The sequence below is a fragment of the Candidatus Villigracilis saccharophilus genome (assembly GCF_016711665.1).
On the sequence record NZ_JADJSO010000073.1, the window covers coordinates 49,365 to 63,180 of the forward strand.

At 50.0% G+C, this 13,816-nt stretch carries 12 protein-coding genes; 8 read left to right on the forward strand and 4 right to left on the reverse strand.

What is annotated here, in order from left to right; all coding sequences use genetic code 11:
- Window positions 1-31: 31 nt before the first annotated feature.
- Both IPL17_RS23045 and IPL17_RS23050 read right to left on the reverse strand, forming a co-directional pair.
- The gene (locus IPL17_RS23045) at window positions 32-1,669 is read right to left on the reverse strand and encodes a PAS domain S-box protein (RefSeq protein WP_345309438.1); all 1,638 of its coding nucleotides are present in this window, start codon (window positions 1,667-1,669) and stop codon (window positions 32-34) included.
- A 118-nt stretch (window positions 1,670-1,787) separates the two neighbouring features.
- Window positions 1,788-3,158 carry an MFS transporter gene (locus IPL17_RS23050; RefSeq protein ID WP_345309439.1) on the reverse strand — a complete coding sequence of 457 codons (1,371 nt, stop codon included), beginning with the start codon at window positions 3,156-3,158 and terminating at the stop codon, window positions 1,788-1,790.
- A gap of 270 nt (window positions 3,159-3,428) precedes the next feature.
- Here IPL17_RS23050 and ffh point away from each other — a divergent pair, with 270 nt between their 5' ends.
- Both ffh and IPL17_RS23060 read left to right on the forward strand, forming a co-directional pair.
- Entirely contained in the window at window positions 3,429-4,760 is a 1,332-nt protein-coding gene (gene ffh / locus IPL17_RS23055; protein WP_345309440.1) for a signal recognition particle protein, read from the forward strand.
- A gap of 213 nt (window positions 4,761-4,973) precedes the next feature.
- Window positions 4,974-6,029, forward strand: coding sequence for an LLM class flavin-dependent oxidoreductase (locus IPL17_RS23060; RefSeq protein WP_345309441.1), 1,056 nt, complete (start codon window positions 4,974-4,976; stop codon window positions 6,027-6,029).
- Window positions 6,030-6,038: 9 nt separating this feature from the next.
- On the opposite strand, the gene IPL17_RS23065 is transcribed toward IPL17_RS23060, so the two are convergent.
- Together IPL17_RS23065 and IPL17_RS23070 are read right to left on the reverse strand one after the other, a co-directional pair.
- Window positions 6,039-6,998: a hypothetical protein gene (locus IPL17_RS23065; RefSeq protein WP_345309442.1), complete on the reverse strand. Its 960-nt coding sequence runs from the start codon at window positions 6,996-6,998 to the stop codon at window positions 6,039-6,041.
- 173 nt (window positions 6,999-7,171) lie between these two features.
- On the reverse strand, window positions 7,172-7,540 hold the full coding sequence (locus IPL17_RS23070; protein ID WP_345309443.1) for a hypothetical protein: 369 nt from the start codon (window positions 7,538-7,540) through the stop codon (window positions 7,172-7,174).
- Between the two features lie 248 nt (window positions 7,541-7,788).
- Here IPL17_RS23070 and rpsP point away from each other — a divergent pair, with 248 nt between their 5' ends.
- The 6 genes from rpsP to topA all read left to right on the forward strand — a co-directional run bounded on the left by rpsP (window position 7,789) and on the right by topA (window position 13,809).
- Window positions 7,789-8,130, forward strand: a complete 342-nt coding sequence (gene rpsP / locus IPL17_RS23075) for a 30S ribosomal protein S16 (protein ID WP_345309444.1) — start codon at window positions 7,789-7,791, stop codon at window positions 8,128-8,130.
- Between the two features lie 111 nt (window positions 8,131-8,241).
- Window positions 8,242-8,475 carry a KH domain-containing protein gene (locus tag IPL17_RS23080; protein ID WP_345309445.1) on the forward strand — a complete coding sequence of 78 codons (234 nt, stop codon included), beginning with the start codon at window positions 8,242-8,244 and terminating at the stop codon, window positions 8,473-8,475.
- Window positions 8,475-9,011, forward strand: coding sequence for a ribosome maturation factor RimM (rimM, locus tag IPL17_RS23085; RefSeq protein WP_345309446.1), 537 nt, complete (start codon window positions 8,475-8,477; stop codon window positions 9,009-9,011). Before IPL17_RS23080 ends, rimM begins: the two co-directional genes overlap by 1 nt.
- 40 nt (window positions 9,012-9,051) lie before the next feature.
- Window positions 9,052-10,173 (forward strand): DNA-processing protein DprA, encoded by a 1,122-nt coding sequence (gene dprA / locus IPL17_RS23090; protein WP_345309447.1) that lies wholly within the window; start codon window positions 9,052-9,054, stop codon window positions 10,171-10,173.
- Window positions 10,174-10,266: 93 nt separating this feature from the next.
- Window positions 10,267-11,361, forward strand: a complete 1,095-nt coding sequence (locus IPL17_RS23095) for a mannose-1-phosphate guanylyltransferase (RefSeq protein ID WP_345309448.1) — start codon at window positions 10,267-10,269, stop codon at window positions 11,359-11,361.
- A gap of 153 nt (window positions 11,362-11,514) precedes the next feature.
- On the forward strand, window positions 11,515-13,809 hold the full coding sequence (gene topA, locus IPL17_RS23100; protein ID WP_345309449.1) for a type I DNA topoisomerase: 2,295 nt from the start codon (window positions 11,515-11,517) through the stop codon (window positions 13,807-13,809).
- The last annotated feature ends 7 nt before the right edge of the window (window positions 13,810-13,816 follow it).

Here is a 13,816-nt window from a genome sequence, read left to right on the forward strand (position 1 = left end):
TGATTGCCCGTGGACTTTTGCAAGAGATCCGTTATTCCAGGGGAATACGAAATCCAAAATTGCTTCCCATGCCCACCTGGCTGGTGGCAAATACTTCTCCACGGTGAGCGCGGACAATGTGCTCCACAAGCGCCAGTCCCAATCCAAGGCCTTCATTGCCTCGCCGCAGGGGATCTGCCATTTGAGTGAAACTTTCCCAAAGCATGTTCAATTTATCAGACGGGATGCCCCGCCCTGTATCCTCGACAGAGAAATGCAGAAAGTTTTCGGCGATCCAGTAATTCAGCGTAACTTTGCCTCCGTCCACCGTGAACTTAATGGCATTATCCACCAGTTCACGAAGGGCTTCATACACGCGCTCTTCATCACAAAGAACCGTCTGAGTATTTTTTGGAGACTTAATTTCAAACACGATATTTTTACGTTCCGCCTTGCCTTTGAACGTAAAGAGTATTCTATTTGCAACACTGGAAATATCGGCATGATTCCGGTTTAGCACACCCTGTTTGCGCACAAAGGAGGCGTAATTTACCAGATTTTCGATCATTGAATAGGATGACCGTATGCTTTCACCTAGTATGCCCAATAGCTCCTTTTGATCTGGCCGCAGATTTTCAAATCCTTCGGCTTCGAGAAGGTTGATGGATGCCAGGATGCTTGTAAACGGAGTCCGCAGCTCGTGGGAGATGACGCCTATAAACGCTGATTTCAAATTATCAACTTCTTTTAATTGTTCGTTCGCTTTGGCAAGTTCAGCAGATCGTTCCTGTATCTTAATTTCAAGTTGATGATTTGCTTGATTCAATAGGTCAGCAAGGCGTTCAGATTCAGAAAGTTGGCTTTGCAGGAGCAGGTTGGTTTGGTGTAATTGGATCTCTGCCTCCCTGCGGGTGGTTATATCCTGCTTGATGGCGATCAAATGCGTGATTTGACCGTCATCATTTCGCACAGGTGCAATGCGTTGCTCCTCATAATAGATCGAGCCGTTTTTACGGCGATTGATGATCTCGCCAGACCAGTGCTTACCGCTCAATACGGTTTCCCATAAATTTCTATAAAAAACCGGGTCGTGGTGGCCGGACTTCAAAATGCTGGGGTCTCTACCTGTCAATTCTTCGCTGGAGTATCCTGTCATAACTGTGACTGCTGGATTGACCCATTGAATGATCCCTTTTGTGTCTGTAATGACGATTCCATTGACGGCAGCCTGCATCGCGATACTCTGTAAACGCATGTTTTGTTGGGTTGTAAAGATCGGCATGGCGTCACGCATGACAGCCTGTACCAGTCTTCCCTGGCCAGGTAATGGACTTAGCGCAATGTGAACCGGAATTTTTGCTCCAGATTTATGGAGGGCGTTGAATATCGCTCCGTGCCCCATCGCCCTGACCGATGGCGATTTATGATAATCTCGTCGCTTGGAGACATGAGCATGGACGTATTCTGCGGGCAGGAGCGTCTCAACGCTCTTCCCGGTTAATTCTAGTTTTGTATACCCAAGCAGATCCGCGCAGCGTTTGTTTGAATAAAGGATCAGGCCCGCTTCATCCATGATTAGGATGACATCCGGGTTATTTTCAATTACGGCTTCGATAAAATGATCTGAGAAATCCTTGTCTAGTTTTTCAATCAACAACTCGGTCGATCGGCCTGTTTGATTCTCGCTCATATCATCTCTCTTGACCCATGCTTTGGTTTGTATGCGAAGTGGTCCAATTAAAAAAACAAGTGTATGGGCATTATATGACATGCCCATACACTTGTGGAAAAATGTAAAGCGTTTGTAATTATCCTGTTTGACTCCCATCATATTTTTTAGCGTCAGTGATGGCTTTGGTGACGTTCACGAATGGCAGCAAGATCAGACCTGCGATGAAGAAGAAGATCAGGGAGAGAATGGCGTAGCGCAAATTCCCGAACATCTGGTTGGCGAGACCGAACACCAATGGTCCGATCCAGGATGTGCCGCGTTCACTGATCTCATAGAATGAGAAGAATTCCGCTTCCTTGCCGTTTGGGATCATCTGCGCGAACAGACTGCGGCTGATGGCTTGCGATCCGCCCATGACTAGGGCAATGAAAATGCCGAGAACGAAGAACTGCGCGGTTGCGGTCGGACCTTTCAATCCGCCGTAGGCATAAATGACCACGCCTGACCAGATCACCAAACTGACGACCACAGATTGCTTCGCGCCGATCCAGCCGGCAAGTTTGCCCCAAAATAATGCTCCGAAGAACGCCACGAATTGGATCATCAAAATAACGGCGATCAATGTTGATTGTTCAAGTTCCAGCCCGCCCTGAATCAGAGGCGCGGCGGCAAATGTCGAGGCGACAGCGATCACCGTCTGGATGCCGTCGTTGTATAAAAAGTAGGCGATCAGGAATTTCAATGTTTCGGGGAAATGCTTTACTTCACCAACGGTCTTGCGTAGTTGCTTGAAGCCAATGCTGACGTAAGTTTCGCCAGTGGGGAGTTGGCGCGCGGCACGGCGAGAGCGTAACCTGCCCCATGTGATGAATGAAAATCCCAGCCACCAGATACCCGCCGAAGCAAGGTTGATGCGGACCGCCAGATCACCGGGCACGCCAAGGTCTTCGCTGAACGTGAAGAATGCCAGGTTGAGCGCGAGCAGGACGCCGCCGCCCAAATATCCCATTGCCCAGCCGTACGATGAGACTCGATCCCGTTCATCCTCACTGGCAATGTCGGGCAGATAGGCGTTGTAGAAGACCATTGCCGCGCCAAAGGCGAGGTTGGCGACAATGAAAAGCACGCCGCCCAGCCACCACAATCCGCCCGTGATCATGAACATCAAAATGGTTGCGAGGGCCCCGATGGTTGCGAAGATCTGCATCATGCGTTTTCGCATGTGCGAGTAATCTGCGATCGCCCCTAAAATGGGCAGGAACAGAACCTGCATGCCCACTGAGAATGAAATACAGTAAGGCAGGAATGAATCAGGCGCAACGGGAATCCCGAAAAACGAAACAGTGGCTGTGCCTGCTGCTTCGGCTGCGGTGCGTGCCAGGGATGCCACATAAGGTCCAAGAAAAACTGTCCCGATCGTTGTGCTAAAGGCTGAATTGGCCCAGTCGTACATGGCCCAGCCGAAGATCTCTTTCCTGTCGTTCACCATTGGTTTTTCTGTTGACATACTTCCTCCAAACTGGGATTGTTATTAGATACACAACACGTGCCAGTATAAGTAGTTTCGCCTTGCGTGTAAAGAAATTCTTAACAGACCGCGCTTCTTACTTGACCCTCAACCTGCTACAAGCTAAAATGCTTGTCCTACACTAAAAAGGAATCGGCTACCATGTCGTTGCGAGGGCGGGGTTGTTCTTCGCCCGAAGCAACCTCCTTATTAAATTGGAGATTGCTTCGTCGGGAAGGGCGCCCTCCTCGCAACGACATAACATAACCTATGTTTGAAACTCTCACTGGACGATTAAATCAGATCTTCGATAACCTTCGCCGCCGCGGAAAACTCTCCGAAGCGGACGTGGATGCCGCCATGCGCGAAGTGCGTCTCGCCTTGCTTGAGGCGGATGTGCATTTTAGCGTGGTTAAAACTTTCATCGCGCGCGTGCGTGAACGTGCCGTTGGCGCAGAAGTCTCGAAGGCGCTGAACCCCGGTCAACAGGTCATCAAGATCGTCAACGATGAATTGATCGCGTCGCTTGGCGAGCCCGTTGGATTAAATCTCACAGGCCCGAAACCGCGCGTCATCATGATGGTTGGTTTGCAGGGCGCTGGTAAAACAACCGCCTCTGGAAAACTTGCGCGTTTGATGAAGGCAAAAGGCGAGCGCGTTCTGTTGGTGGCGGGTGACCCGTATCGTCCCGCCGCCATTAAGCAGTTGCAGCAACTTGGCGAACGGCTGGATGTTGAAGTCGAAACCGACTTGTCGCTCACTCCGCCGCAGCTCGCAAAGCGCGCCGTGGATAAGGCTGAAAAGGGTGGATTCGGTCTGGTGATCATTGATACAGCCGGTCGGTCGCAGTTGGACGCGGGTCTGATGGATGAGTTAAAGGCCATCGCCGCGAATGTCAATCCGATCGACATCCTGCTGGTGGTCGATTCCATGATCGGTCAGGAGGCGTTGAATATCGCGCAGGGATTCAAAGACGCAATCAACCTGACGGGTCTGATCCTCACCAAAATGGACGGCGACTCGCGCGGCGGCGCTGCCATCTCCATCCGCTCGGTGACGGGTATCCCGATCAAGTTTATCGGTACAGGTGAAAAACTCGACGCGCTTGAAACCTATGATCCATCGCGTCTGTCCTCCCGCATTTTGGGCATGGGCGATATGATCGGTCTGATCGAGAAAGCCGAAGCCGCCTATGAAGGCCAGGATATGGACGCGCAGGCGCGGCAGGCGCAGAAAATGATGAAGGGGCAGTTCTCGCTGGAGGATTGGCTCGACCAAATGAAACAAATGAAAAAGATGGGACCGCTCGCACAGCTCATGGAAATGCTGCCCGGTCAAATGGGACAGGCCGCGCGCGGCATTGACCCGGCAGTGATGGAAAGTTCATTTAAACAATCGGAAGCCATTATCAATTCCATGACAGTCAAAGAGCGGCGTGACCCCGACCTGCTGAACGCCTCCCGCAGAAGGCGCATCGCCGCTGGCTGCGGAATGGAAGTGCAGGATGTCAACCGCCTGATCAAGCAATTCCGCGAGGCACAGAAGATGATGAAGATGATCCAAAAGACTGGCGGCAAGGGTTTGGGTAGGATGTTCGGATAAGCAGCAGGGACACGCAAGTGTCCCTGTAATTTTTATGGGGGTTGAGTTGTCTTGGGTGTGTGTCTGAAGTCTTTTTCTCAACCACAGATAAAATGTTGAAAAAGCATTTTTAGGAATTTATCTACCAATCAGTGTTTATCCATTTTGTCTGTGGTGAATTAATACTTTTTACGCAATCTCTATAAACTTACTGAATGAAAACAGGAATCCTTAATGACAGAAATCAAACGCCCTTTTGAAATTGGAATTTACTCTTTTGTGGAATTGACTCCCGATCCAGCTACGGGACAGATGCTCAGTCCCACCGAACGGATGAGCAACCTGATGGAGACCATCGAACTCGCTGACCAGGTTGGCCTCGATGTCTTTGGCCTCGGCGAACATCACCGCCCCGATTTTATTTCCTCATCGCCAGTCACCATTTTGGCTGCTGCCGCCGCAAAGACAAAGAGCATTCGTTTAAGCACAGCCGTAACTGTGCTAAGTTCCGATGACCCCGTACGCGTCTTTCAGGATTTCGCCACGCTGGATTTGCTTTCCAAAGGCCGCGCCGAGATCATGGCGGGACGTGGTTCATTCATTGAGTCATTTCCTTTATTTGGCTATGACCTGAACGACTACAACGAATTATTTACCGAAAAATTGGACTTGCTTCTGAAACTGCGCGAATCCGAGATCGTGACATGGGCTGGCAAACATCGTCCCGCCTTGTTTGAGCAGGGAGTCTATCCCCGCCCGCATCAGGAGAAAATGCCAGTTTGGATCGCGGTGGGCGGCACGCCTGAATCTGTTGTCCGTGCTGGGAAGTTGGGACTGCCGATGGCGCTCGCAATTATCGGCGGCATGCCTGAACGTTTCGCGCCTCTCACGGACCTGTATCGGGCTTCCGCTGAAGAGGCAGGACACAACCCGACAGATATTCAGCTCAGCATCAACTCACACGGATTCATCGGCGATGACTCAAAACAAGCCGCTGACGATTATTTCCCCTCGTTTCAAATGATGATGAACAAAATTGGAAAGGAACGCGGCTGGACTGGGATCACACGCCAGCAATTTGAAGGTTCACGCTCTCTGCGCGGTTCGGACTTTGTAGGCACCCCCGATGAAGTTATAGAGAAGATCCTATTTCAACATAAGATATTTAATCATCAAAGATTCTTAATTCAATTGGGCATTGGGACAATTCCGCACGCCAAGATGATGCGCGCGGTTGAGTTGCTTGGCACGAAGGTCGCGCCTGTGGTGAGGAAAGAGATTTCGGAGTAACCACTTTATTTAGCTGTCATAATCCTGATAAATAGGATATTTCTTCTTTGTGATCGTCTCGATAGTGCTGATTAGAGCATTCAATCCCTTCGAACCATGCGAATCGCTTAGAGACAGGTCATTTATGTTGATCGAGAGTTGTCCGCTTCCCTTGGCTGGCAATAAGTCGTGAATTTCAATTTGATCATCTTTCCCCCCAAATTCCGCCGTGTCAAACAGGGTTGAAACAAAAAATCTTCCATTGTTTGTCCACACTCGTATTGTGTTTTCGGTCATGCCTTCCAAAATAAAATATGGCGTATCCAGCAGGGACTTTTTATATAAAGCCTTTTGCGCCCTTCTTAGAAGTGGATCGTCATAGATGGACTCAGGATTTTTCGAAGCGTAATTGGGTAAACAATAGGGTCGTATTCTATGATTGATTTGTACGCTTTGAATTATGCTGAAATGATTAACCTCTGCCCAAAATGATCTTTCCATGGCTTCCAGAGTTTTTACGTAGGGTTTGGCGATCTCTATTTCATTTGTGATATGGAAGAAAAGACCCGCCGTCGAGATTCCATGATGGATGATTCGGCTTCCCCCATAAATGGATAAAGTGATGGATATATCCTCCACAAGCCATCTTGCAGTCAAGCTGACTTGGAACGCCGTTGAAACATCAAATTCTTTTACCTCGATGGGATCTCCGATAAAACTGCCGATCTTTCCGAGATAGTCTTTCTGTAGATTCTTCGCAGAATCGGAAGTTAAGGATAATTCAAATGTCTGCTGTGTGATCTGCCTGTCGTGGAACGGGGCTCTTATTTCTGTAACCAAAGCTGGAATGTCAAAGATCGAAGTATCCACAAAACGATAATTCGGCCACCCGCCATAAGACGGTAATTTTTCGTGACCATTGAATTTTTCCGCGACAAGATCGAGGATTTCACCAAGAAGGATTTCTCTGTTACCAATAATGATGCTCATGAGTTGCCTTGATTAATCTAATTGGTTGACATACTACTATTGGCGTGGACTCTGCTTGTGGTAGGACGCGAAGCGGCTCGAAGTCAGAAAAATGCTCAAAAATTGCGACGAATTTCGTCTGCCTAGCCCATGCTTTGTCTGGCAGATATTGCATTGAATGAATTCTTGGTTTCTTATTTTAGAAGCCATTCCAATGCTGGTAAATTTTCTTGAAAAATTGATATTCTAAATCCTTGATTAATACATACAGTCTCAAAAAAACTAAAATGCTTCATATGGACTGGTTTAATGATTTCTGCTATTTTTACACCCAAAATAAGCCCTATTATTCTGAGTAGCTTTGGGCGATCATAGATTTCTATTATTTCTCCAGAGACACCTTCAATATTGCGATGATCAATTAATGCCTTGGTAATTCTATGCTGTTGCATTGTCTCTTTTATTGTTTTCGCCATATTTAATGAGCTATCTTTATCAGCAACTCCTTTAGTGATTACTTCTATGTAATTTTCCTCATTGTGTATTCTAATTTCCCATTCCATCTTCACTCCTGAATGTGTTATACAACAGTGTGCAGTATAACATTCCTATATTGGATGTTGTTATACTGCTACGTGTTGCATAACTGACTATATACAGATTATAAGCTCTCTAACCTTGAAATTGCAATTTTCTTTTTCTCTGGTAAAATACCTTCCTGTGATTTCAGCCCGCGAACCCGTGTGTACCTTGCACACAACTCTCTCTCGCCTGTCTGAGACATAAACTAATCTTAAGGAGTAAGTATAAAATGGTAAGAATTCGTTTACGTCGTATTGGTCTCAAAGGCCAACCCACGTACCGCATCATCGCTGCGGATAAGGAAGCCCCCCGCGATGGCCGCTTTTTGGAAATTTTGGGTGTGTACAATCCCCGCACCAATCCCGCCACCATTCACATCAAGGAAGACCGCGTTTTCCATTGGATGAAGAACGGCGCTCTGCCGACCGAGTCTGTGGCTCAGGTGTTCAAAGCATCTGGCACGCAGGCTCGTTTTGACCGCTTCAAGAAAGGCGAAGCGCTTGAATCCCTCGTCGCTGAAGCCGCTGAAGCCGAAGTCAAACGCGCCGCTCCCGTACGCACTTCCAAGTAACATATATGTCGTTGCGAGGAGCGCACTTCGCAACGAAGCAACCTCCCAATTAGTTGGGGATTGCTTCGGGCGAAATAACCGCCCTCGCAATGACATGAGTAGGCATTATTTATGAAAGACCTCATTGAATACATCGCCAAATCTCTCGTAGAGCACCCTGAAGATGTCCAGGTACGTCAAAGCGGGAACGGTTCACGGGTACGCATCGAACTGAATGTTTCCAAAGACGACATGGGCCGTGTGATCGGCAAAGGCGGGAAAGTAGCCAACTCCATCCGCACTTTGCTGCGGGTGGCCGCCGAGCGCGAAGGCAAACAAGCCACGCTCGACGTAATGGAACCCTAATGCCAGCACAACCGCAATCATCAGGCTCGCCGGCAGGCGAGCCTGTCTATTTAGTAATTGGTTATCTGCGCCGTTCGCATGGGGTGCGCGGCGAGATCATCATGGATCTGCACACCGACTTCCCGCAACGCATCAAATCTGGCCGCAAAGTTTTGGTCGGCGAAAAGCATACCCCGCTCACATTTGACACCGTCCGCCCGCATGCGGATGGATTGCTCGTTAGTTTTCGCGGCATTGACACTTCTGAAGATGTCAGCAAACTGCGCAATCAATGGGTCTATGTCAAGGCGGCAGAAGTCCCGCCGCTTCCTGAAGGTCAGCATTATCAATATGAAATGATCGGTCTGGATGTCGTGGACGAGGACGGGCATCCGCTTGGCAAGCTGGTTGAAATTTTGGAAACTGGCGCGAACGATGTTTATGTCGTTCGGGACGACTCTGGCAAGGAGATTCTCCTGCCCGCCATTCCTTCGGTCATTCTTAACCTGGATATGGATTCCCGTATCCTGAAAGTTCATCTGCTCGAGGGGTTGTAGGACGGGCGTTTGAACGTTTCACCGTTCAAACGTTTTCACTATGGACGACAGAAAATATTGGGTTGGTTTCAACTTAATCAAAGGCATTGGCGCGGTGCGCATGCAGGGGCTGGTCGCATACTTTGGAGACCTGCAAACTGCCTGGGGCGCTGACTCTGTCAATTTGGCAGAAGCAGGCCTCGGCGCGAAGGTGATCGAACGTGTGCTCGCGGCGCGTCAAAAAGTTGACCTGGATCAAGTCTGGGCGAAAATAGAATCACAGGGGATAAAGATCCTGACCTGGCAGGATGAAGCATACCCATCAAGATTAAAAGAGATCGACCAACCGCCGCCCGTGATGTATATTCGCGGCGAATATTTACCTGATGACCTGTTCGCGGTTGCGATTGTTGGCACGCGCAGGGTCACGCCGTATGGCAGGCAGATCACCGAGGAGCTTTCGTCATTCCTTGCGTCAAATGGGATTACTGTGGTCAGCGGGCTCGCGCGCGGGGTGGATGCGATTGCGCATCAAACTGCGCTAAAGGCTGGCGGACGAACCATCGGTGTGCTGGGTTCGGGCGTGGATAAGATCTATCCGCCTGAACATTTGAAATTGGCCGAGCAAATGATGGAGCGCGGCGCGGTCATCAGCGATTATGCGCCAGGCACACCGCCCGACGCTTCCAACTTTCCGCCGCGCAATCGCATCATTTCTGGTTTATCATTGGCAGTCGTTGTGATTGAGGCAGGTGAGACCAGCGGCGCGTTGATCACGGCCGAGTTCGCGGCTGAACAGGGACGTGAAGTGTTTGCGGTGCCAGGGAGTATACTTGCGCCTCAAAGCAAGGGCACGAATAAGCTGATCCAGAACGGCGCTTTGCCCTTATTGAGTGTCAATGATATTATGCAGGCCTTGGATTTCACGCGCATCGGTGAACACAAAGCCGCGCGCAAAGTGATCCCTGCCGATGAAACAGAAGCTAAATTGTTGAATGTGCTCGGCGGCGAACCTCTGCATGTGGATGGAATTCGCAACCGGGCCGATTTGCCAATTGAGAGAGTTTCGGCTACACTCGCGCTGATGGAGTTGAAAGGCATGGTGCGCCAGGTGGGCGGCATGAATTATGTTGCAGTGCGCGAAGAACAAGGCAATTATCAGGCAGGTACTGAGACAAGGTAAACACGTAGACAAGCAGGCGCGGAAATACGAAAGCCAGTGTACTTGTTTACATGCTTACATGTCCGCTTGCCCATATCTTATTAGGAATAACAAATGTCCGAACACACTTATGCGGTTATCATGGCTGGCGGCGGCGGGACCCGTCTCTGGCCTGTTTCAAGAAAAGAAAAACCGAAGCAGCTGCTTCCATTAATTGGTCAGGAGACTCTCTTCCAAAGCACGGTCAAGCGCCTGGAGGATTTATTCACTCCCGATCATATTCTGGTTGTGACAGTGGAAGAGCAGGCGCGTGAAATGCGCTTGCAGGCTCCTGAGATCCCCGAAGAAAATTATCTGATCGAATCATCTCCACGCGGGACCGCCTCTGTGGTAGGATTTGCCGCCGCGGTGTTGCATAAGCGCGACAAGAATGCTTCGATGGCGATCTTGCCGTCGGATCATTTCATCCGCAACCGTGATCTGTTCCATTATTTGCTCAAGGCCGCTTTTGATGTGGCTGAGAATGGATATTTGGTGACCCTTGGTATTACCCCGACCCAGCCCTCGACAGCGTACGGGTATATTCAACAAGGCGCGCCCTTGGATGGTCAATATAAATATCCAACGTATAATGTCAGGCGCTTTATTGAAAAGCCCAGCGAACAAGCCGCGGGGCAGTTGCTCCGCACGGGCGATCACTCCTGGAACAGCGGCATGTTCATCTGGCGCGCGGATACGATCTTGAATGAGATCGATAAACAAATGCCTGAACTTGGCGGCGCTTTAAAGAATATCGCCTCCGCGTGGGGAACAGGATCACAAACCGAAGTGTTGAGTGAAAACTGGCGCGGTCTTAAGGTTGAGACAGTTGATTATGGCATCATGGAAAAAGCGGAGCGTGTAGCCGTTTTGCCTGCAGGTGGGCTGGGATGGAGCGATGTCGGTATGTGGTCATCCCTGTTCGAAGTGCTGTTGCCAGACATGGATGGTAATATTGCAACCAACAGCAGTCTGCACCTTGCGCATGAAACGCATAATACGTTGGTGTACGGCAGCAGTAACGAGCGTTTGATCGTGACCATCGGCGTGGATGATATGGTCATTGTGGATACAGGCGACGTATTGATGGTCTGCAAGACCGATCAGGCGCAGAAGGTTCGCGATGTGGTTGGGCATTTGAAGAAACATAATCAGGAAAAATATCTATAAATTATGTCGTTGCGAGGAGGGTGCTCTTTCCGACGAAGCAACCTTATGTTAGTAGAGGGTACCCGCACTGCGCCGAACGCAGTGCGGTGCAAGTGTCGCGAAGTACGCTCGCAATGACATAGCTAAAAAGGAATGTTAATGGAAGCTTATTGTATGAAGTGCAAGACAAAACGGGAGATGAAAGATCCTGTCGCGGGTTTTAATGCGAAAGGATCGCCTGTAAATATTGCTGTGTGTTCCGAGTGCGGCACAAAACTTTATCGAATGGGCAGGACAGATGCTCACGCGGATATGGTCGCGCCGCCCAAGGCCCCGAAGGTGATCAAGCGTGAAGGGAAACTGGTCATTGTCGAATCGCCAGCCAAGGCGAAGACCGTTGGGCGTTTTCTCGGGAAAGGCTACACTGTCCGCGCATCAGTGGGGCATGTGCGTGACCTGCTTAAATCACAGCTTTCTGTGAATGTGGATAATAATTTTGAGCCGAAGTATCGCGTGCCAAATGAAAAAAAGGATGTGGTCAAGGAGATCAAGAAACTGGCCGCTACTGCCGAAGAGATCTTTCTCGCGACCGATCCTGACCGTGAAGGTGAATCCATTTCCTGGCATTTGGCCGAAGCCGCGCAGATCGACATGGAACGTACCAAGCGCGTCGTCTTCCACGAGATCACTGCTCCAGCCGTGGCGGAAGCGTTCGCACATCCGCGTGAGATCAATATGGATCTGGTCAATGCCCAGCAGGCGCGCCGTGTGTTGGATCGTTTGGTCGGCTATAGCATCAGTCCCATCTTGTGGGAGAAGGTGCGCGGGCGTCTGTCAGCAGGGCGGGTGCAATCGGTGGCTCTCAGGCTCATCGTCGAGCGTGAGCGCGAAATTGATGAGTTTAAGCCGGTTGAATACTGGTCGATCCACGGCGAGTTCAAGCACGGGAATCCGAAATCTGCTTTCCTTGCCAAACTGGCGCGTATTGACAATAAAGATCCCGAACTGACAACAGAAGCCGTGGTCAGGCCGATCTTGATCGACATGGAAACCGCCGCGTACTCGGTGACGAAAGTTAAACGCGGCGAACGCAGACGCAAGCCTTCCGCTCCATTCACGACATCCACATTACAGCAGGAAGCCTCGCGCAAACTTGGGTTAACTGCCAAACGCACGATGGGATTGGCGCAGGGACTGTATGAAGGTCAGGATGTGGGCGAGGGCGGCACGACGGGTCTCATTACCTATATGCGTACAGACTCGATGAACGTCTCGACGATCGCTCAAAACGAAGCGCGTGAATATGTTGCTGGAAAATATGGCAAAGATTATTTACCGGGCGAATCGCCAATTTACAAAACAAAATCCGCGAACGCGCAGGAAGCCCATGAAGCCATCCGTCCGACTTCCGCAATGCGTGACCCTGAAAAAGTAAAAGAATATCTCGACCCCGCCATGTTCAAGTTGTACCGTTTGATCTGGCAGAGATTCGTCGCTTCGCAAATGGAATCGGCTGTGTTTGATACGCTGCAGGTGGAAGTGACTGGCAAGACCACCGCACACGAATATCTCATGCGTGCCTCAGGCTCTGCTGTAAAATTCCCAGGCTTTTTAGTAGTCTATGAAGAAGCGAAGAATGAAGATGTCAAGACCGAAGAAGACGAAGAGAATGTAAAAATTCCTGTGGGTATCGCAGAAGGACAGGAACAGGAATTGATCCGATTGATTCCAGAACAGCATTTCACCCAGCCGCCGCCGCGTTTTTCAGAAGCCTCACTCGTGCAGGCGCTCGAAGAAAATGGGATTGGCCGTCCTTCCACGTATGCGCCGACCATTTCAACCATTCAACAGCGCGGATATGTCGAGCGGGTGGATAAGCGTTTGATCCCAACGGATACTGGTTTGCAGGTAAACGATCTCATGGTGGAATATTTCCCCGAGGTGGTGGACTTTAATTTCACCGCGCACATGGAAGAAGATCTTGATCAGGTCGCATCCGGTGAAATGCTGTGGACAGACGCGATCCAGGAATTTTATACCCCCTTCTCTGAGAAGGTGAAAATAGCGCAGGCCGATATGCCTGTCACAAAGAGCGGACCCGAACCCATTGGCCGCGCCTGCCCGACCTGCGGCAAGGAACTGGTCATCCGCTATGGACGCTTTGGTAAATTCATTTCATGCAGCGGCTTTCCTGAATGCCGCTATACAGAGCCCTGGCTTTTGAAGATCGGCGTTGCCTGCCCGACCGATGGCGGCGAACTTGTGGAAAGAAAAACCCGCAAAGGCCGCACCTTCTTCGGCTGTGTTAATTATCCAAATTGCGATTTCACTTCGTGGAAGCGTCCGCTGGCTGTACCGTGTCCCAAGTGCGGCGGATTGCTGGTCATTGCCAACAAACGCGAAGCCCAATGCATCAAATGTTCCGAATCCTTCCTTTTGGAAGAGATCGTGCCTGAAACCATAGAATAGAAAGAGA